The following is a 19,757-nucleotide window of genomic DNA, read 5'->3' as shown; positions in this document are numbered from 1 at the left end:
AAACAGCATGCGCACCCGGACAACTCGTCCTTGCTTGAGCAATGCGCGCCAACGTACGGCGCTATCCTAGATCCCGCAGAGGGCTTTGTCTCGCAAGCTGCCTGGATAGACAACGGCGGGGATTACGTAGGAGCGGACTCGTCCGCGGTCAAAGCCATACGATGCTGCGATTCGATCGCGGTCAAGACCGTCCTACGGTGCGTTGAGTTGGCACGCGCCTTGTGTGTTTCCCTGGCGATTTATCCTGGGCTCGTAGTTTCGGAAGGCGACTTGATTGCAGCCTCGGTGCCCACACGCGGTCGGCTGTCGCCGAACAAGGTTTGCAGGTACGCCTCCTGCTGGCGCAGACCATGGTTGACCAGATACTCACGACCCTTAGGCAGACAGCGCAACAGGGTCTGCCAGGCAAAGCGCGGCGGTGCGGTGAACAGGGGATACCAAGGCAGTGTCCCACGCGGCAGGCCCAGCGCCTCTCGGCCGTTGCGGTCGATAAAGGTGCGCGCAATGCTCAGGTGAATCGCCCTGTTCAGGCGCCCACGCAACCAGGGCAGATTGCGGTAGTGGCGCTGCAGCGGCTCATCGATCAGGGCCATGCCCAGGCGGCGACTGCTTTCATCGGCGGGCGCCTGAGCCAGGAGATTGTGGTACAGCGCCCGACGCCCCTGGTTTTCGTCAGCGTGCAACCAGCGCTCGTCGACACCCATCAGCCAGGCGATATACCGCCAGAGGTGGGTGATGGCCGCGCTTTCGCGGCGAGAGAGCGGTACGCCGAGCATGCGCTGGCCGATCAAAAAGATTGTGGAAAACGCCAGGTAGGTGGCGTGCATGTCGCCCTGGTTAATGGGCAGGCCGTAGTAACTCGCGTCCCAGTTTTCCATGGCCGCGACATGGCGGCGCACCAGGCCGTGGATCAGGCGTACCTGAAGCGTGCCGCAATAGCCGGGAGCCCCGCGTTGCATCCCGCCAGGACGGGTGCAGTCAATCCACCATTTGGTGGTTTCCGCCACCCGCCGTTGCGCCCCTTCTTCCAGGGCGCCAGTAACCACCAGCGTGCGGTTGATGGCCGAGGCCTGATAACCGGCCAGCAGGCCCAGGTCACGCAGGACACGCATGCCCGTCAGTCCGGACAGCCCACAGGCGCGAGCGCCTTCCTGAGCCCGTTCGGCGTCGAACCAGTCGGGCGCTGTTTCGATGCGGGAGAAGAACGTTCGCAATGGCTGCGGGGCGCCTTCCACGGCGTTGATTCCATGGCGCACCGCGCGCTCGTAAAGTGGCCGGGTTCGAGACAGACCGCTTTTCATCATCCAGCCGATCAGCTCGTCCATCGGCGCATCGCCCACCAGCAGGGATTCGCCAATCGCCTGCCATTCCTCGGCGCTGGGCTCCGCCGTACCACGCACCCAGAGGCGGATGGGCGCGGCGGTGCGTCGTGCGCGCACCGGGTCGACACCGTGGCGATCGGGAATACGAACGGGGCGTGTCAGCATGTTCATACCTCGGTTGGGCTGTGCGGCAGGCGGGTGTCACTAGACTATTGCGAGTAATTACTCGCAAACAACTCGTATGGATGGAGCCGATATGAGGAAGCAGCCGAGACAGAAGCGTTCAGGGAAGATGGTCGCGGCACTGTTGGAGGCCACAGCGCTGGAGCTGGGCGATCGCGGCCTGGATGGGCTTACCACCAACCATGTGGCCAGGCGTGCCGGGGCCAGCATTGGCTCGCTTTATCAGTATTTCGACAGCAAGGAAGCGCTGATCGAGGCGCTGCTGCAACAGCAGGGCGGACGTCTGATGGCCGTGGTCCACGAGCGCCTGCTGCCGCTGCTGGATGCGGATATCAAAACGGTCACGCGGGCGATCCTGCAAGGCATTTTCGAGCAGGTTGAGCAGGACAAGGGACAGCGCGAGTTGGTGCGCAATTGGCATCGGCTGCGTTCGGAACAACTGTTCCAGACACTGGAGCGGGATATGAGCGAGGTGTGCCAGCAGTATCTGCTGCGCCATGTGGACGAATACCGCTTGGACAACCTGCCGGCCACCTTGTTCGTGCTGATCAATTCGGTGCAGTTCACCACAGCGCGTTATTTCAGTCAGGACTCGGTGCTGTTCAGCCGCGATGAGGTAATCGAGGCCCTGGCCAAGATGGTCGAATCGTTCTGCTTGCCGCAGGACAGTCGAGACAATCATCACCAGCGGTAGAAAGTCGCCAAGTGTTTCCACCTGGCGTTCCGCCAACCCAGCTAGCCTGCAGCGCCCTCCGGCAGCTTGGCGATCACCTTGATCTCGAACTCAAAGCCATACAGCCAGGTCACGCCCACGCCAGTCAACGTCGGGTGCGGTGCCTCGCCCCAGTACTCGGGAATGATCTTCCAGATGGTCTCGAATTTGGATTCCGGATCGACGATGAACACGGTCACGTCGATCACGTCCTCGAAGCTGCAGCCGGCTTCCGCCAAGATCGCGTTGAGGTTGTCGAAAGCGCGACGCACCTGCATTTCCAGGTCAGGCTCCGGCGAGCCGTCTTCGCGACTGCCGACTTGCCCCGACACGAATAGAAAACCATTGGAACGGATTGCCGGTGAGTAGCGATTGCGTTCGTACAGCGCCTGGCGTCCGGGCGGGAAAACAACGTCACGTGTGGCCATAACTACCTCTTCTAAGGGCCGGTACCGACCCGTAATCAAGTTGAAGACACTCTAGAAAGACACGCGCTGCGGATAAACCAGCAACGCTGGTCAGCATTGTTTGTAAAATCCGAACAATCCCGACTAGCTGGAGCTGAGATGGACCGTTTCGATGCAATGCAGGCGTTTGCCCGAGTCGTGGAAACCGGCAGCTTCACCAAGGCGGCCGAGACCCTGCACATGAGCAAGACCAGCGTGACGCAGCTCGTGCAGCAGCTAGAGGCGCGGCTGCGGGTCAGACTGCTCAACCGCACCACGCGCAAGGTCAATGTCACCGCCGACGGCGCCGCCTATTACGAGCGCGTCCTACGCCTGCTGGCCGACATGGACGACGCCGAGACCAGCCTGTCCAACGCTTCGACCGCGCCCCGAGGGCGGCTGCGGGTGGACGTTCCCAGCCCGCTGGCGCGTCTGATCCTTATTCCGGCATTACCGGCTTTTCATGCCCGCTACCCCGAAATCCAACTTGACATGGGCGTCAGCGACCGCGTCGTCGACATCATCGACGAGAGCGTGGACTGCGTAGTGCGTGGCGGCCCAATCACCGACTTGTCGCTGGTGGCGCGCCACGTGGGGGATTTGCCGTTCGGCGTATATGCGGCGCCCAGCTATCTGCAGCGCGCCGGCATTCCCACGCACCCGAGTGAAGTAGAAGACAGCCACCACCGTGTCGTGAATTACATCGGCTCGCGCACTCGCAAGGTATTGCCCTATCAGATGCGACGTGGAGCAGAGCAGATCAACCTGCAGGGCCGCCATGTATTGGCAGTCGATGACGGCAACGCCTACCTCGCGGCTGGCCTGGCCGGCCTGGGCATACTCGGGCTGCCGGACTATATGGCCCGGATGCACCTGGCCAGTGGCGAACTGGTGCGCCTGTTCGAGGATTGGCAATTCGAACCGATGCCGCTTTCCGTGGCCTTTCCGCCGAATCGGCATGTGAGCGCCAAGCTGCGAGTATTTATTGAGTGGATCGTGGAGTTGATGGCGCAGCATGCGCCGGTAGAAAGTAGAAAGTGATGCGGCTAGGCGACCGATGCGCAAGCGCGATCAGAGCGTGACGACAGGGCCGGGATGGCTGGCCGAGCGGATTGGCGAGTCAGTACACTCTGTGCATCGTCATCAGCAGTACACGAGAGCCGCCATGACAGCCTATCCCGCAGCGAACCGCCGTCTCGCACGCGCCCGGAGTTGAGTACATGATCGAAGTCACCGAAGTTTCCATCGCCGAGCTGCGTGCTGCGCTCGAAACCGGCCGGACCACTGCCGTAGAGCTGGTGCGTGCCTATCTGGCCCGCATCGATGCTTATGATGGCCCTGAGACGCCGACCCGGCTCAATGCCGTGGTGGTGCACAATCCCGATGCGCTCAAGGAGGCCGAGGCCTCCGACGCCCGCCGCGCCCGGGGCGAGACGCTGGGTCCGCTGGACGGCATTCCTTACACGGCCAAGGACAGTTACCTGGTCAAGGGACTCACCGCCGCCTCCGGCAGCCCGGCATTCAAGGACCTGATCGCTTATCGCGACGCCTTTACCATCGAGCGCTTGCGTGCCGCTGGTGCCATCTGCCTGGGCAAGACCAATATGCCGCCCATGGCCAACGGCGGCATGCAGCGCGGCGTTTACGGTCGCGCCGAAAGCCCCTACAACGCCGACTACCTGACCGCGCCCTTTGCCTCTGGCTCCTCCAATGGCGCCGGCACCGCCACCGCTGCCAGCTTTGCGGCGTTCGGCCTGGCCGAGGAAACCTGGTCCAGCGGCCGTGGCCCGGCCTCCAACAATGGCTTGTGCGCTTACACGCCGTCGCGTGGGGTGATTTCGGTGCGCGGCAACTGGCCGCTGACGCCGACCATGGACGTGGTGGTGCCCTTTGCACGCACCATGGCCGATCTGCTTGAAGTGCTCGACGTGGTGGTGGCCGACGATCCCGATACACGCGGCGATCTCTGGCGCCTGCAGCCCTGGGTGCCGATCCCGAAGGCCTCCGACGTGCGTCCGGCGTCCTATGCGGCCCTCGCCGCCCAGGCCGATGCGCTCAAGGGCAAACGCTTCGGCGTGCCGCGCATGTTCATCAACAAAGACCCGGACATGGGGACCAGTGATAAGCCCGGTATCGGGGGGCCGACGGGCCAGCGTATCCAGACGCGGGACTCGGTGATCGCGCTCTGGGAGCAGACGCGTCTGGCTCTGGAAGCGGCTGGCGCCGAGGTGGTGGAGGTGGATTTCCCGCTGGTGTCCAACTGCGAAGGCGACCGTCCTGGCGCGCCGACCGTGTTCAATCGCGGCATCGTGTCGCCGGAATTTCTCCACGATGAGTTGTGGGAGCTCAGTGGCTGGGCCTTCGACGATTTTCTGCGTGCCAACGGCGACCCCACGCTGAACCGCCTGGCCGATGTCGATGGATCGCTGATCTTCCCCCATGACCCCGGCACCCTGCCGAACCGGGAAGACGACCTCGCCGCCGGCATGGACGAGTACGTGAACATGGCCAAGCGCGGCATCAAGTCCTGGGACCAGATCGCCACGCCGCCCGATGGCCTGCGCGGCCTGGAGAAGACCCGCAAGTTGGACCTTGAAGACTGGATGGATCAGTTGGGCCTGGACGCCGTGATTTTCCCCACCGTGGCCGACGTCGCGCCGGCCGATGCCGATATCAACCCGGCCTCGGCGGACATCGCCTGGAGCAACGGCATCTGGGTGGCCAACGGCAACCTCGCCATTCGCCACCTCGGCGTGCCCACCGTCACCGTGCCCATGGGTGTGATGGCGGATATCGGCATGCCCGTGGGGCTGACCTTCGCCGGTCGCGCCTACGACGACTCCAACCTGCTGCGCCTGGCTTCGGCCTATGAGTCCACCGACAGCAAGCGCCGTGTTCCGCCGCGCACGCCACCGTTGGCGCGCTGACGGTCATACAAAAAGGCGCCGCTGGCGCCTTTTTTGTACCTGCCCATCGGCCCGTTTGGGCTGCGGTGCCTGCCGGTAAAGTAGGATGGCTGGAGCACAGCGATACCCATGCCGCCCGGCCAAACACGTGGCTTCACCTGAAAACACGATGGGTATCGTTTCACTCAACCCATCCTACGAGTCAGCGTGCTGCCTCTGGGGTTCACTGTGCGGAGGAGGGTGCCTGCGCCGGCGGCGTCTGCGCAGGGCTGGGACGCTCCCGCTGCTCCACACCCGCGCTACTGCGCCCGGCCTGAAAGGCCGCCAGCATGTTAGAAGTCAGGGCGGAGTTGAATGAGGCGATGCCGAAGACAATGGCCAGGACCGTGCTGATCGCAGTGACGATCATGGTGGTCTTGATGGCATTGAGGCTGGCCTTGAGCTCCGCCGTGGACCTTTCCAGCCGCTGGATGGACGTCTCAAAGCCGGAATTGCGAATGCCCTGGGCCGAATCCCGGGCCGCCTGAGACGCAAGAAAAGCGTCGATCTTGCTCTCGATCGCGGCGACACGCGCATCCATGCGGGTCTCGAGGAGTTCCAGCTTTGCGTCCAGTTCGGGGCGGGGCATGTCGTCGTTCATGGTCTGAGTATGGAAGCAGAACACGGATTGTCAGTGGTACACGACAGGTGTTTTTTTCGCTTGCGCGGGGAGCAAGCGCACCTGCCCCACGATGCGTTGACGCAGGTATCACATGAGCGTTGCGCCATCGAATACGTCAAACGGAAGAGCGAAGGTATCAACGCCCTCCAGACAACCCAGGTTGATGCGATAGTGCCCTGGCTTTACGACTGTTTGGTGGAAGGGATAGATACCGCACTGGCTGCAAAAGTGGTGCTTGGCAGTACCGCTCCCAAACTCGTACGTGGAGAGGGCGCCATCCGCGGCAACGATGGTCAGGTCTGATGGGGCGACGGTGAAGACACTCATCAGTGCGCCTTTTCGTGCACAGATCGAGCAGTTGCAACGCATGCCCCTATCGATGGCAGGGCCCTGAAATTGGAACTGTATCGCTCCGCAATGGCAGCTTCCTTTGTGCTCGAGCATATAGCCTCCGGTTAATGGTTAACCCCAAGGTAGCTCAAGTCCTGCGTATCAGTCGGCGGCGTGGATATCTCGCTTTTAATCTCCACCATGGCCCCGCCTGGTGGATCGATAGAACGCGATTCACCCCAGGTTTCGGGGTGCTCGTTAGGTAGGGTATTAGTTTTACGCCGGTTAGGATGGCGCTGTTGGAGCGCCAGGCTATCTGTAGGGTGGATGTCGTATTTTTACATCCACCAGGGCCCCGCTTGGTGGGCCGCCGCTTGGTGGGCCGCCGCTCGGTGGATCGCCACCCGGAGGATCGCCCCCCGGTGGATTGATGAAGCGCGTGTCGGCGATGCCGCACTGTGTAGGGCGGCGTCGCTCATTGCAGGTTACTGGGATAGCGCAGGCATGTCTTTTTACACGCCCCGTTCGTTGTTCCAGATCAGCACGTGCAGCTGCGGCAGCACGCGGGGCCGGTACCAGCGGTCGGCGGAGATGCACTCGACCAGCCAACGCAATTGCGCATTGAGTGTCTGGATATCGGCCTCGCGCTCCGGCTGCTCGGGCGTGGCCGGCGTCGGGTTGCAGGGTTGCAGGAACAGCGGCAGGTCGGGGTAGTCGGCGGCGAGGGTTTTGGCCCATTGGTAATCCGCTTCATCGGCGATCACCAGCTTGAGGCTGACCTGGGTATCGGCCCCAGCAGCGGCCAGGCAGGCCTCAAAACGCTCGCGGCGAAACGGCATGCGCGAAGACGGCGGCTTGGGGCTGAGGGTCAGGTAGTCCAGCTCGGCAAACCACGGCTGGGCCGTGCTGCCCTGGGTTTCCATGGCGAAGCGGTGGCCTTGCGCGTGGCCAAGCTTGAGCAGATCTTCGAGCGGCTGCAGCGCCGGGTTGCCACCGGACAGCGTGACCAGAATCGGCTCGCCGCCGCTCAGCCGGTTCACCTCGACGAGGATCGCCTCGGCGTCCATGGCCTGCCAATCAGCGCGAAAGGCGGGGTCCACCGCGTAGCGCGTATCGCACCAGCTGCAGCGAAAGTCGCAGCCGCCGGTGCGCACGAACACGGTGGGCATGCCGATCAATGCGCCCTCGCCCTGGATGGTGGGGCCGAAGATTTCGCTGATGGCGATCATGGCCGGTACTCCGCCCAGGTCTTGGACGTTTCCGACACCGACACCGCGCTCACCTCGGGCCAACGGGCCTGGGCCCACTCGTACAGGTGGCGGGCCAGGCGCTCGGCGGTGGTGCACGCGTCGCCCAGCACCTCGTTGAGATGACGGTGATCCAGCTCGACGTCGATGTAGTCCTTGAACGCCTTGAGCTCCAGGTAATCACGCACGAAACCGTACTGATCGAGACCCTCGCTCTGCAATTCGATTTCCACCACATAGTTATGACCATGCAGACGGGCACAGGGGTGCCAGTCGGGCATTTGCTTGAGCTGGTGGGAGGCGGAAAAGTGAAACTCTTTTCTTATCGTGTACATGCGTTCGCCCTCGCCACCGCGTCGCGCCAGTACTGCTGGTCCTGGTAGGGCGTGGGGTCGGGTACACCGGCCAGGGCCATGGCTTCGATGCGCTCCACGCAGGTACCGCAGCGGCCGCAGTGAGTCTCGCCACCCTCGTAGCAGGACCAGGTATCGGCCACCGGCACGCCAAACCGCGCCGCGTCGCGGGCGATTTCGGTCTTGTCGGTGTTCACGTAGGGCGCCATCAGCGCCACTTCGGCCACGCCGTCCAGCGCCTTGGCCTGCATCTGGGCGAACAGGTCGATAAAGTCCGGGCGGCAGTCAGGGTAGATGAAGTGATCGCCGCCGTGGACCGCCAGCGCCACGGTGTCGAGGCTGCGGGCAGCGGCCACGCCGAAGGCAATGGTGAGCATGATGGCGTTGCGGTTAGGCACCACCGTCACCTTCATGTTCTCTTCGCTGTAGTGGCCGTGGGGCACAGCGATGTCGTCGGTCAGGGCCGAGCCTGACAGCTGGCGGCCAATCTGGCCGATGTCCATCACCAGGTGGGGAACGGCGAGCCGTTGGGCGGTAAGGCGGGCGGCATCGATTTCTTTGCGATGGCGCTGACCGTAGTCGAAGGTCAGCAGGGCGCCGAGGGAGTGCTCCGCCGCCAGCCGGTAGGCCAGGGTCACGGAGTCGAATCCGCCGGAGCAGATCAACAGAGCTTTCATAAAGTGTCCTTGTTTTGTCCGGGTAGGCTGCGACCGGGTAACGCGGCGGCCATTTTAACGACCGGGGCCGCCTTGTCCAACAACAAGGTGCGGAGCCAGTGTGGCGGCTTTATCGGGTAGCGCAGGCCGCTGAACACATGTCATGCCGGATCAGTCTCAACTTCACGCTCCGCGTGGATTTTCGCCATGTACCTGATCCAGCTCCTCCTGCCGCTCTACGACAACCACGGCCAAGGCTTTCCTGGCCACTTCTTTCGCGAGGTCGGCGAGACCCTGATCACCCGCTTCGGCGGGCTCACCGCCTTTACACGCGCCCCGGCCACCGGACTCTGGCGGGAGGATGGGGTGCATACCGAGCGCGACGAGGTGGTCGTCTACGAAGTGATGACCGAGACGCTGGACCGCAACTGGTGGGCCGACTACCGCAGCATGCTGGAAGCGCGCTTCGAGCAGGATGAACTGGTGGTGCGTGCCTGGCCGATCGAGAAGCTCTAAATGCCCAATCCCGACGCGGTGATCGTCGGCGCCGGAATTGCCGGGCTGTCGTGTGCCGTGCGGTTGGCGGAGGCCGGGCTAGCGCGACGCATGCTGGCGCGCTGATAGCAGCCAGCGTAATCGGCTATTCAGCAGGCCTGTCTCGGCTTCACCCTGTATCGTGGAGGGCCTGTTTTGCCAGTAATTAATTGACCGAGCGTTACAGAACGATTATTGTCCGGCTTTGATTCATTCAAGAGCCCCAAAATATGCGTAAGGAGAAGCTGCCAAGCCAAGGTCGCCCTCGGCAATTCGAGGATGAAGAAGTCATCGATGCTGCTGTGGCGGTTTTCAGTGAGAATGGCTTTGCTGGCACCTCTGCTCAGGACTTATGCGATGGTACCGGTTTAGGTCGGGGCAGCCTCTATAACGCCTTTGGTAGTAAACAAGGGTTATACGAGCAAGCATTATTGCGTAGCCATGAAAAAAGCATGTCTGCACAGTTGACCATTCTAAGAAAACCAGGCTCTGCTAAAGAGCGGCTGCGCACCTTGTTGCTTTGGGGGATTGCTGAAGATCTGGAGCAAGCAGAACAACATAATGCAATGGTTCTGTTCTCTGCCTTGGAGCGCGGTAGTAAAGATGAAGCCGTAGCAAGGCTGAATAAGGAATATAGAGAGCGCTTGGAAAACGCCCTGGTTTCTGTATTTGAAGAAGGCCAGAAAAATAAAGAATTTGGCAAGAAGGCTTCCGCTATTGAAATGGCAAGAGGTTTTTTGGCTGGATACTATGGATTGCGTGTTCTGAATAAAAACATCACGGATAAGAGTGTCCTTGATGATGTTGTGGCTGGACTGCTGGCTAACTTCTAGGCTCTCAATCATCGTTACTTCGTTTTTGTAATAAACATACCTGTAAATAGATAACGCATCATGAGGCGGTCAGATGATGCGTGCTTCTTTATCCGTTTTTGTAATGTTTGTTAAATAATTGAGGAAAGTAAGGAATGCCTTTGGTTGTGTATATTCTAGGATTGGCCATCTTCTCGATTGGTACCTCTGAGCTTATGGTGGCAGGGATGATGACCACCCTGTCGGACGATTTTGATATCACCATTGGTGAGGTTGGTCATCTGATTTCATACTTTGCTTTTGGAGTAATGCTGGGAGGCCCGGTGCTCACCTATGCGTTTCTCAAACTGAAAATACCTTACCGTCCAAGCCTGTTGGTATTACTCGCATTGTATGTGGTGGTCCAAGGTTTCAGTGCCTTTATTTCGGAACACTCCATTTTAATTGCTGTGCGCGTAATTACCGGTGTGCTATGTGCCGGTTGTCTCAGTTTGTCATTGGCGACCAGTATGGCGCTGGTGTCCGCTGAAAACAGGCCCCGTGCTGCTGCCGTGATTATTGGTGGCTTCATGGTTTCCACCGTGTTTGGTGTCCCGCTGGCGACGATCATCAACCAGCACTGGGGCTGGCGTATCAGTTTTGGGCTGGTCGCGGTGTTGGTACTGCTCTGTTTGCTGGTGTTGATTCGTGTACTGCCAAACTCGGGTGACCAGAGCAGTCTGAAAATGAAGGAAGAGTTCAAGGCATTTAAAAATATGGCGTACTGGAAGGCCTGCGCAACCAGTTGTTTGATTTTAGGTGCCAGTTTTGCGGCCTTCAGTTACTTTGTGCCGGTTTTAACCACAGTGACTGGTATGACGATGGGGGTAATTCCCTTCATATTGATGCTCTATGGAGCGGCAAACATAATAGGGAACATCGTCACCGGGTATTTTGCCTTTCGGCATAGTTTAATCATTATGGTTGTCGGGCTAACGGTGCTGAGCATGTCATTAACTGGTATGGCATTGCTGGCGCAATATCAGTGGTTCGCTGTGGCCTTTGTCATTTTGATTGGGTTGTCCGGTGTGCCCATGAACCCTGCGATGATGGCACGCATCATTAGTGTGGCCCACCCCGGTCCCATGGTAAATGCTGTACATACCTCCGTTATCAATATCGGCCTGGGCGGAGGGACTTTTCTTGCCGGCTTGGCGATCTCCGCAGGCTATGATGTTCGTGCTGCATTATGGATAGGTGCCGGCCTGGCCGTGCTGGGGTTATGCTCCGTGCTGCCTTACCTGCGACGTGGAAGAATAGGTTGGAATTGAAGTCAGCCGGCTCCGGTCCCTACCGGTAATATTTATTGCAGTGAAACCGGATATCTCCTGAGAGGTCGCGCGGGGGCGTCACACTCTTTGCGGCTTACCTTCGGTACCGACTCAAGGACGAGTGAGCATCGAGCGTGAACTGGAACGGCAGGGCAAAGCCGACGCCGGTTGATTTCCGTTTCGATCACCGCGATCTCGAACTCGAAGCCAGGATTTATTTGAGTAAATAAATCTGTTCGGAAGTAGTCGCACTGAGAAGCTAGAAAAGCCAGGCATTGCCTGGCTTTTCTTTTTGGCCGTTCAGCCAGAAGCCGTAAACGGTTCCGATAGCGACCGGGCCAGCGCGGCGCCGGGCTCGTTTCCACTGGCCTGATGAGCCTGATTTCCCTGCTCGGCCTTCAGTACCCGGTCGAGCCTGAATGACTGGGCCAGCTCGAGATAAGCGCGTTCCCTGAAGTGTTCTTCATCCAGGCCATCACCGCTGCCACCAGCGGCTCGCGCTGCGCTGCAGCGATTGCCGATTGCCAAGGCCTTCTAGACGTGGCGTCGAAGTTACGGGGATGTCCGCTCTGGCTGCTCGCAGATCTGTGCGTCTGCGTAAAACCGGTCGTTCCTCAGGTTGGGTTTCCTCTTCAACGCAAGAAACATAAGCGCCATGAATGGCCGCTCATCAGTTGACATTAAGATTATCCCCGGAGCAGTCGATAGCTGATTGATATATAGGACAAGTTCAGAGGCAGGAGCCACCAAAGGAATCGGTTTGTATGCGGGGGTCCCACTCATGTTCAGTCGTCTCAAGTTCAGCCAGAAAATCCTTCTGGCGGCGTGCCTGGTCGTAACCACCGCATTCGCGTTGTTCACGCTCTACAACGACTACCAGCAGCGCAATACCATTCGTGCAGGTCTTCAGAGTGACCTGAAGGCGATGGGCGAAATCACTGCCGATAACATCCAAAATTGGCTAAGCGGCCGCATCCTGCTGATCGAGGGTGCGGCGCAAGCTGTCGGTAATGACAGTGACCCTGAGCGTGTACTCCGCCTGCTGCAGCAGAAAGTCTTCGCCGAAACCTTCATGTTCACCTACTACGGCAGTGCCGACGGTACCTACCTGCTCTATCCGCCGGACGACATGCCGGACGATTACGATGCCCGAACCCGCCCCTGGTATCAGGATGCGGTCGCAGCGGGTGGCTCGACCCTGACCGAGCCGTACCTCGATGTGGGCGCGGGTGGGCTGGTCATGACGCTGGCCACGCCGGTGCGCGGCAATGGCCGGACGCAGGGCGTGGTAGGGGGTGATTTGGCCCTGGGTGTACTGATCGAAATCATCAACTCACTGGATTTCGGCGGTCTGGGTCATGCGTTTCTCATCAGTGCCGACGGGAAGGTTCTGGTGCACCCTGACCAAGACAGGGTGGGCAAGAGCCTGAGCGAACTGTATCCGCGCAACACGCCGAGGCTGGACAGCCGCTACAGCGAAGCCAGTCTGGACGGAAACACCCGTATTCTCAGCTTCAGTCCGATCACCGGCCTGCCATCGGTGAGGTGGCATGTCGGTATTTCTCTGGATCGCGACAAGGCCTACGCCAGCTTGACGAGTTTTCGCACCTCGGCGCTGATCGTGACCGTGATGGCCGTGGTCTTCATCCTGATACTGCTGGGCATGCTCATCCGTGTGCTGATGCGCCCGCTCACCGATATGGGCCGGGCGATGGCCAATATCGCCGAAGGCGAGGGCGACCTCACCCGCCGGCTCGATGTGCAAACGCGCGATGAATTCGGCGAACTGGCGACCTCTTTCAATCGTTTCGTCGAGCGGATTCACGGCTCGATTCGCGAGGTTTCGTCCGCGACCGAGGCGGCTCATGAAGTGGCGCAGCGCGTGCTGAACGCCTCCAACGCCTCCATGATCAACTCCGACGAACAGGCCAGCCGCACCAACAGCGTGGCGGCGGCCATCAACGAGTTGGGCGCCGCCGCCCAGGAAATCGCGCGTAACGCGGCCGACGCTTCGGATCAGGCCAGCGGCGCACGGAACGATGCGGAGGGCGCGCGCGCGGTCGTTCAGCAGAATATCGCCGCAATGCGCGAGCTGTCCGAGAAGATCCAGGCCTCCAGCGCCGAGCTTGAAAAGCTGGATGCCAGGACCGTGGGCATTGGCCACATTCTCGAAGTCATCCAGGGGATCTCCGAGCAGACCAATCTGTTGGCCCTGAACGCCGCCATCGAAGCCGCACGGGCAGGTGAAGCCGGCCGGGGCTTCGCGGTAGTGGCGGACGAAGTGCGCAACCTTGCCCATCGGACCCAAAGTTCGGCGCAGGACATCCACCAGATGATCGAAGAGCTGCAGGCCGGCGCACGCGCCTCGGTGGAACACATGGCCGCCAGCCAGCGGCAGAGCGAGGACAGCGTGACCATTGCCGATCAGGCCGGCGATCGCCTGGGCGAAGTCACCCAGCGAATCGGCGAAATCGACGGCATGAACCAGTCGGTGGCGACGGCAACCGAAGAGCAGACCTCGGTGATCGAGTCGTTGAACATGGACATCACCGAGATCAACACCCTCAACCAGGAAGGCGTAGAGAATCTGCAATCCACCCTGCGTGCCTGCAGCGATCTGGAGCAACAGGCCGAGCGGCTCAAGCAACTGGTGGGCAGCTTCCGCATCTGAGTGCGGCCGCATTAAGGAGCTGCAGCCTTTTCAGGGGATGTTGACCGCTGAGCATTGCGTGCGTGGCGGACCGTCGCCTGCGCCGGAGAGCATGCCCCGCGCCTCGGCGTGGCACTGTGCAGCGGGATGTTGCCTTTGCCATGGGCAGGATAGGGGAGCGGCGCCTCTAAAGTTAGACGCCGTTCGTTGCGGCGCCCCCAGTGTTCCGATACATCTACGGCCCCGTTGGAAGAATCAAGAGAAGGACTCTCGATGTCAGGCAAACGCGCTGCTCGCCAGGGCGACCCCACCACCTGCCCCCTACCGGGACATGGCAAACCGCCTATCCAGTCCGGTTCCCCCGATGTGCAGATCAACAGCCTACCCGCGGCGCGCGTGGGAGACCCCGCCAGCTGCGGTCAGGCTATCAGCGGTGCTTACTCCAGCACTGTATTCATCAACGGCAAGAATGCCGCCACGCTCGGCAGCACCCTGAGCCATGGCGGGGTGATCGTCGGGGGATCGGGCGATGTGCTGATCGGCGACACGGTTGTTGCGGCACCCTGACGAACTCGAGGAATTCTCCAAGTGGGACGTGTTTTGACGCACGATGAGCGCATTCGGTTGTGGTCAGCGCTATCGGATGTCTTCGTCGACAACCACGTCGACTACGCAGCCATCGCTCGACAGTTGGTGGGTCTCGATAGCGCTACGGTAAAGGCTACGTTCTTCGAGGAAGTGGCTCCCGTTTGCTATTCAAACCTGCAAGCACCCATCCCGCCGATCTGGACGGCTTTCGACACCACCTGGCTCGCCGAAACGATCAGAAGCACCCAGGAAGCCCGCCGTACCTCGGCCTTTCGCCGCCTACGCGACCAGGCCTTCGTGGCTTACCTTCGTTATCGACTCAAGGATGAGTGGCAGTGCATCGAGCGCGAACTGGAACGGCAGAGAGACGCCGACGCCGGTTGAGGAAATGAATAAATCCGTCCCCTTTTACAGTTAGGGCAGAATGAGGCTGAGGGCTGCATCGGGTAGGGTGGATGTCGTTTTTTTAACATCCACCATGGCCCCGCTCGGTGGGGCGCCACCCGGTGGATCGCCACCCGGTGGATCGATGAAGCGCGATCCACCCTACGTTCACGGAAGCCTGCCGGACAGGCATGGGTATCACGCCATCCTGCGAGCGTGATTAGTCCGGCAACTTGGCGATCACCTTGATCTCGAACTCAAAGCCATACAGCCAGGTCACGCCCACAGCGGTCAACGTCGGGTGCGGGGCCTCGCCCCAGTACTCGGGGACGACGTTCCAGATGGTCTCGAACTTGGATTCTGGGTCGACGATGAACACCGTTACGTCGATCACATCATCGAAGCTGCAGCCGGCTTCCGCGAGGATCGCGTTGAGGTTGTCGAACGCGCGGCGCACCTGGGTTTGCAGATCGGGCTCCGGCGAGCCGTCTTCGCGACTGCCGACTTGCCCCGAGACGAACAAAAAGCCGTTGGAACGAATCGCCGGCGAATAGCGGTTGCGCTCGTACAGCGCCTGGCGTCCGGGTGGGAAAACAACGTCACGTGTGGTCATTTCAATCTCCATCAGGGGCCGCTGCCGGCCCGTCATCAACGATGGAGACACTCTAGAAAGGCGCGCGATTCGGATAAACCAGCAACTCTGGCCATGACTGTTTGTAGAATCCAAACAATCACACGCCGCTGGAGTCACGATGGACCGTTTCGATGCAATGCAGGCCTTTGCCCGAGTGGTGGAAACCGGCAGCTTCACCAAGGCCGCCGACACCTTGCACATGAGCAAAACCACCGTGACGCAGCTCGTGCAGCAGTTGGAGGCGCGGCTGCGCGTCAGGCTGCTCAACCGCACAACGCGCAAGGTCAACGTCACGGCCGATGGCGCGGCTTACTACGAGCGCGTCATACGCCTGCTGGCCGACCTGGACGACGCCGAGACCAGCCTGTCCAACGCCTCGACCTCGCCCCGAGGGCGGCTGCGGGTGGACGTTCCCAGCCCGCTGGCGCGCCTGATCATGATCCCGGCACTGCCGGCCTTCTATGCGCGTTATCCCGAAATCCAGCTCGACATGGGCGTCAGCGACCGCGTCGTCGACATCATCGACGAGAACGTGGATTGCGTAGTGCGCGGCGGCGAAATCACCGACCTGTCGCTGGTGGCACGGCACGTCGGCGACCTGACGATCAGCGTCTACGCCGCGCCCAGCTACCTGCAGCGCGCCGGTATTCCCGCACACCCGAGCGAGGTGGAAGACAGCCAGCACCGCGTCGTGAGCTTCATTGGGCGCACTCGCACGGTGATGCCCTACGAGCTGCAGCGTGGGGGAGAGGAGATCAACATCTAGGGCCGTCATGCGCTGGCGGTCGACGATGGCAACGCCTTGGCCGGCCTGGGCATACTCCCGCTACCCGATTACATGGCCAACGCCCACCTGGCCAGCGGCGAACTGGTGCGCCTGTTCGATGGCTAACGACTGGAACCGATGCCGCTCTACCTAGCCTTCCCGCCGAACCGGCATGTCAGCGCCAAGCTGCGGGTGTTTATGGAGTGGGTTGTGGGGTTGATGGAGGTGCATGCGCCGGTGGGGAAGAGGGGGTAATTTGAAGTTGATTACGACCCGAGACGCCGGTTACGAACGGCAGAAAACGGCCAAAAGCGGCCAACTATAATTAGCCGTATCGTAGTCTGCTCCAAATGGTTACAAACCACGCACTCTGCCAGCCAACTAGGTTTCAACTGCCGTTTTGTCGATAGGCTCTCCTGACTCATTAGTTTCAGGCAGACCTTCCTGCAACTCGCCCTCCTGCGTTTCCTTGGACGGCGGCTTGCCTAGCCACTCATTGGTTGACTGCTGTACTTCATTCAGTTGCTTATTGAGTTGTTGCAGGGTCCCATCGACCGTTTCGCGGGCTACGTCTTGCATTGCCTGCTCAGCCTTCTCGGCCAGTTTCTGCGCCGATTGCTCGGCTGCGTCGCAGCCGGCCAAGCCCACCAGTAACAGCCCCATAGCTGTCAATTGCAGCGTTTTTTTCATTACCGCCTCCAGTGTTGAAAGTTGCCAATTCGACAGTAGGCAGCCGACTAGCTACCTCTACCTGTTTTGATTTACACCTGAGGGCCAGCCGGGGCCGGCTGGCCACGGGTTTTCCAAAGGGACAGCAGCACGCCGCCCAGCAGCAGCAGACTCAGGGTCACACTCAGGGAGATTACCGATGGAATCTTGCCAATGAACTTTCACGAATGCCAATTTCGCGATGCTCGCGGTGAAGCACCCCTAGGTCGAAGACCAACAGGCCAATCACTATGCTGATAAAAACGAGCCACAACCAAGTGGCAGTGCCGAGAAATTCGGCCAGGAAGAACGGTTCTAGGGCAGTCATGAGCCCCTCCTCTAAGTGTCGAAGTTGTGCAAACTGCAACTCCGACATGGCAGCGGTTAGCTGTCAGAGGGGCCCGGCGTTGCGGAGGCAACTCTAGAGGTGCATTTGTGGCTTCTCAATCGAGGAAAGGTCGCAAGGTGTTTCAAGCGGATTGACTGATACTGTGAGTAGACCTTCTTTTCGTAGACGGCTTCGGGCGGCTGCTTTTGGCCGGTTAGCGACGGTCTGACTTCGACCGTCGCTATACATGGTCAAACCTCGGTCTGCTCCGCCATTTCCAAGGCGTCATCGACCTCAATCCCGAGGTATCGGACAGTGCTCTCAAGCTTCGTATGGCCGAGCAGCAATTGAACCGCACGCAGGTTCTTCGTCCTGCGATAGATCAGTGATGCCTTCGTACGTCTCATTGTGTGAGTGCCATACATGGCTGGATCAAGGCCAATGGCTTTCACCCAGCCTTTGACGATACGGGCGTATTGACGAGTGGAGAGATGGTCAGAGGTATGCAGCCGGCTCGGAAAAAGGCAGTCCTCGCTGCGGAGCTGGGCTTGATGTATCCAGGCCGCGAGAGCAGACCGTGTTTGCTCAGTGATCTCGAACTGCACTGGCCGCTGCGTTTTCTGCTGCATCACCATGGCTCGTGATGACAGGTTTTCGCCATGGGCAACGTCGCGCACACGGAGCTTGGTTAAATCGCAGGCTCGCAGCTTGCTGTCGATGGCTAAATCGAAGAGCGCTAGATCTCGACTTCTCTCGGCGATTTGCAGCCTCACCCGGATTGCCCAGATATCTCTCAGGCGGAGCGGGGCCTTCTGTCCGACTAATTTTCCTTTGTTCCAGGGCTGATGGCTGTAGGTAGCAATGGTGTTCATGGCAAGTCCTCCTGGTGTGGGAGGACAAGGATGGTTGGCCGGAGCAATGGTCGCTAACCGGCCAGAAGTTGCTGTATACGACTGGTAGGGATCTGCCATTTTGCTCGTTTCGAGCGGGAAGAAGAAAACTCTCCACTCCTCTCACACTTTCTCTCTTGTGAGGGGTAGATAGACGTCAAGCGAATACGCAGCAGGTAATGGGCGCGGTTGTAGCCCTTTTATTTATAAAGGATTATGATTTTTGATCTTGTAGGTAGGAGCAGATTTATGTAGAACGCTACCGTTATGCAATAGCATAGAATTCTATTAATCACTGTTAGGACTCAGATGAGTTTCGATCGCATCACTGAAGAAGATTTCGCAAACCCTGACTTCAAGGAAGACTCGGTGCGTGAGCTAATCATTGCACCACTACTGGCAGAGCTAGGGTTCTCTCATTCCGGAAAAATGCGCGTTACTCGCAGCAAATCCCTCGCACATCCTTTTATCCGAGTTGGCACACGCAATCACCCTGTCAAAACAATTCCAGACTACACGCTCGTTTTTGAAGAGAAGCCAATTCTTGTCTTGGATGCAAAAGCTCCCGACGAGGACGTCCACGCAGACGCGCATGTCCAGCAAGCGTATAGCTATGCAATTCACCCAGAAGTTAAATGCCAGGAATTTGCAATATGTAATGGTCGTGCAATTGCGTTTTATAGCATCTATCAGCGCGAACCATTGGCCACACTGAATTACGAAGATTTCAGGGCAAAATGGAACGTTTTGGAAAAGCACTTACATCCAAAATACGTTCTAGAACCAGTAAGGCGCAAGTTCGCGCCAGACTTCGGCCTTGCATTGCATCGCTTGGGAATGGGGGCTACGCAAGATCTCTACATGATCGGCACGCGACTGAATCTCTATGCTCGCTTAAGCGACGAGTTGTTCACCGCTACAGCGAACTTGGAGCATGCCGGAACACCTCATGCTGTCAGCTTTGACTTTGAGCGAGTAATGCTTCCACAGGTGCTGTCATCCCTTCCAGTTGAACTCGCCAGCCAATTTGAGCGGGCCCTTTCAAATGCACCCTTCCAAGCTTCAGCCGGGCTGGCAATTGAGCTCGACCTTAAATGTCACGTAGGAGCAATTATTGAAAATCCAGACGAAACCTTTGCCTCGCTGATCGTTGAAGAAGTTCTTGGTTCTCGTTTTTTGCCTGACCCTGGCGTTCCTACGCCAACTGACATTCCACCGCATATCTTCCAGCTGCGTAATGCATACAAAATATGAGCAAGGGCTGATGCGTAGCAATTCATTTAAGCCGCCGCCGCTTCGCGGCGCGGCTTAATTCAGAAGTTAGGCCTTGCAATGAA

20 protein-coding genes and 4 pseudogenes are annotated in these 19,757 nt (G+C 59.5%); 13 read left to right on the top strand and 11 right to left on the bottom strand.

From position 1 onward, the window contains the following. Positions 1 to 239 precede the first annotated feature (239 nt). A complete protein-coding gene (locus ACTV8E_RS02990; protein ID WP_443198429.1) occupies positions 240 to 1,487 on the bottom strand; it encodes an oxygenase MpaB family protein in 1,248 nt (415 codons plus the stop codon). 91 nt (positions 1,488 to 1,578) lie between these two features. Between ACTV8E_RS02990 and ACTV8E_RS02985 the strand changes: the two genes are divergently transcribed. Continuing rightward, positions 1,579 to 2,199: a helix-turn-helix domain-containing protein gene (locus ACTV8E_RS02985; protein WP_443198428.1), complete on the top strand. Its 621-nt coding sequence runs from the start codon at positions 1,579 to 1,581 to the stop codon at positions 2,197 to 2,199. A gap of 41 nt (positions 2,200 to 2,240) precedes the next feature. Here ACTV8E_RS02985 and ACTV8E_RS02980 read toward each other — a convergent pair whose 3' ends face one another. Next, positions 2,241 to 2,645: a RidA family protein gene (locus tag ACTV8E_RS02980; RefSeq protein ID WP_251837321.1), complete on the bottom strand. Its 405-nt coding sequence runs from the start codon at positions 2,643 to 2,645 to the stop codon at positions 2,241 to 2,243. 138 nt (positions 2,646 to 2,783) lie between these two features. On the opposite strand from ACTV8E_RS02980, the gene ACTV8E_RS02975 reads away from it, so the two are divergent. Then, on the top strand, positions 2,784 to 3,704 hold the full coding sequence (locus ACTV8E_RS02975; RefSeq protein ID WP_443198427.1) for a LysR family transcriptional regulator: 921 nt from the start codon (positions 2,784 to 2,786) through the stop codon (positions 3,702 to 3,704). Positions 3,705 to 3,883: 179 nt separating this feature from the next. Further along, on the top strand, positions 3,884 to 5,590 hold the full coding sequence (locus ACTV8E_RS02970) for an amidase (RefSeq protein WP_443198426.1): 1,707 nt from the start codon (positions 3,884 to 3,886) through the stop codon (positions 5,588 to 5,590). 202 nt (positions 5,591 to 5,792) lie between these two features. On the opposite strand, the gene ACTV8E_RS02965 is transcribed toward ACTV8E_RS02970, so the two are convergent. From ACTV8E_RS02965 to queC, 5 genes are all read right to left on the bottom strand, one after another. Beyond that, positions 5,793 to 6,197: a hypothetical protein gene (locus tag ACTV8E_RS02965; RefSeq protein WP_443198425.1), complete on the bottom strand. Its 405-nt coding sequence runs from the start codon at positions 6,195 to 6,197 to the stop codon at positions 5,793 to 5,795. A gap of 120 nt (positions 6,198 to 6,317) precedes the next feature. Then, entirely contained in the window at positions 6,318 to 6,674 is a 357-nt protein-coding gene (locus ACTV8E_RS02960; protein WP_443198424.1) for a GFA family protein, read from the bottom strand. A 398-nt stretch (positions 6,675 to 7,072) separates the two neighbouring features. Then, positions 7,073 to 7,789 (bottom strand): 7-carboxy-7-deazaguanine synthase QueE, encoded by a 717-nt coding sequence (gene queE, locus ACTV8E_RS02955; RefSeq protein WP_443198423.1) that lies wholly within the window; start codon positions 7,787 to 7,789, stop codon positions 7,073 to 7,075. Then, positions 7,786 to 8,142, bottom strand: a complete 357-nt coding sequence (gene queD / locus ACTV8E_RS02950; protein WP_443198422.1) for a 6-carboxytetrahydropterin synthase QueD — start codon at positions 8,140 to 8,142, stop codon at positions 7,786 to 7,788. Before queD ends, queE begins: the two co-directional genes overlap by 4 nt. Further along, positions 8,130 to 8,837, bottom strand: coding sequence for a 7-cyano-7-deazaguanine synthase QueC (gene queC / locus ACTV8E_RS02945; protein WP_251837314.1), 708 nt, complete (start codon positions 8,835 to 8,837; stop codon positions 8,130 to 8,132). Before queC ends, queD begins: the two co-directional genes overlap by 13 nt. Before the next feature lie 186 nt (positions 8,838 to 9,023). On the opposite strand from queC, the gene ACTV8E_RS02940 reads away from it, so the two are divergent. The 8 genes and pseudogenes from ACTV8E_RS02940 to ACTV8E_RS02905 all read left to right on the top strand — a co-directional run bounded on the left by ACTV8E_RS02940 (position 9,024) and on the right by ACTV8E_RS02905 (position 15,094). Next, a complete protein-coding gene (locus ACTV8E_RS02940; protein WP_443198421.1) occupies positions 9,024 to 9,332 on the top strand; it encodes a hypothetical protein in 309 nt (102 codons plus the stop codon). Continuing rightward, positions 9,333 to 9,437: an FAD-binding protein gene (locus ACTV8E_RS02935; RefSeq protein WP_443198420.1), complete on the top strand. Its 105-nt coding sequence runs from the start codon at positions 9,333 to 9,335 to the stop codon at positions 9,435 to 9,437. Positions 9,438 to 9,580: 143 nt separating this feature from the next. Then, positions 9,581 to 10,183 (top strand): TetR/AcrR family transcriptional regulator, encoded by a 603-nt coding sequence (locus tag ACTV8E_RS02930; protein ID WP_251837312.1) that lies wholly within the window; start codon positions 9,581 to 9,583, stop codon positions 10,181 to 10,183. A gap of 134 nt (positions 10,184 to 10,317) precedes the next feature. Next, entirely contained in the window at positions 10,318 to 11,472 is a 1,155-nt protein-coding gene (locus ACTV8E_RS02925) for an MFS transporter (protein ID WP_443198419.1), read from the top strand. Positions 11,473 to 12,253: 781 nt separating this feature from the next. Continuing rightward, a pseudogene (locus ACTV8E_RS02920) lies at positions 12,254 to 13,285 on the top strand (cache domain-containing protein); the annotation flags it as partial. A 93-nt stretch (positions 13,286 to 13,378) separates the two neighbouring features. After that, positions 13,379 to 14,143, top strand: coding sequence for a methyl-accepting chemotaxis protein (locus tag ACTV8E_RS02915; protein ID WP_443198659.1), 765 nt, complete (start codon positions 13,379 to 13,381; stop codon positions 14,141 to 14,143). Between the two features lie 252 nt (positions 14,144 to 14,395). Continuing rightward, positions 14,396 to 14,686 (top strand): annotated as a pseudogene (locus tag ACTV8E_RS02910) (PAAR domain-containing protein); the annotation flags it as partial. 36 nt (positions 14,687 to 14,722) lie between these two features. Then, positions 14,723 to 15,094, top strand: coding sequence for a DUF7079 family protein (locus tag ACTV8E_RS02905; RefSeq protein WP_443198658.1), 372 nt, complete (start codon positions 14,723 to 14,725; stop codon positions 15,092 to 15,094). Positions 15,095 to 15,314: 220 nt separating this feature from the next. Here ACTV8E_RS02905 and ACTV8E_RS02900 read toward each other — a convergent pair whose 3' ends face one another. Beyond that, positions 15,315 to 15,707, bottom strand: coding sequence for a RidA family protein (locus tag ACTV8E_RS02900; protein WP_443198418.1), 393 nt, complete (start codon positions 15,705 to 15,707; stop codon positions 15,315 to 15,317). Positions 15,708 to 15,846: 139 nt separating this feature from the next. On the opposite strand from ACTV8E_RS02900, the pseudogene ACTV8E_RS02895 reads away from it, so the two are divergent. Continuing rightward, a pseudogene (locus tag ACTV8E_RS02895) lies at positions 15,847 to 16,749 on the top strand (LysR substrate-binding domain-containing protein). Between the two features lie 126 nt (positions 16,750 to 16,875). Here ACTV8E_RS02895 and ACTV8E_RS02890 read toward each other — a convergent pair. The 3 genes and pseudogenes from ACTV8E_RS02890 to ACTV8E_RS02880 all read right to left on the bottom strand — a co-directional run bounded on the left by ACTV8E_RS02890 (position 16,876) and on the right by ACTV8E_RS02880 (position 18,402). Continuing rightward, positions 16,876 to 17,184 (bottom strand): hypothetical protein, encoded by a 309-nt coding sequence (locus ACTV8E_RS02890; RefSeq protein WP_015278135.1) that lies wholly within the window; start codon positions 17,182 to 17,184, stop codon positions 16,876 to 16,878. Between the two features lie 190 nt (positions 17,185 to 17,374). Then, positions 17,375 to 17,530, bottom strand: a pseudogene (locus ACTV8E_RS02885) (TerC family protein); the annotation flags it as partial. A gap of 251 nt (positions 17,531 to 17,781) precedes the next feature. Continuing rightward, a complete protein-coding gene (locus ACTV8E_RS02880) occupies positions 17,782 to 18,402 on the bottom strand; it encodes a tyrosine-type recombinase/integrase (protein ID WP_015278136.1) in 621 nt (206 codons plus the stop codon). Between the two features lie 327 nt (positions 18,403 to 18,729). On the opposite strand from ACTV8E_RS02880, the gene ACTV8E_RS02875 reads away from it, so the two are divergent. Then, entirely contained in the window at positions 18,730 to 19,674 is a 945-nt protein-coding gene (locus ACTV8E_RS02875; RefSeq protein WP_443198417.1) for a hypothetical protein, read from the top strand. Positions 19,675 to 19,757: the final 83 nt, after the last annotated feature.

The sequence above is a fragment of the Pseudomonas sp. B392_1p genome, from assembly GCF_052245235.1.
GTDB classification, from domain to species: Bacteria; Pseudomonadota; Gammaproteobacteria; order Pseudomonadales; family Pseudomonadaceae; genus Serpens; species Serpens gallinarum.
This window is presented reverse-complemented; position numbering and strand designations above follow the sequence as displayed.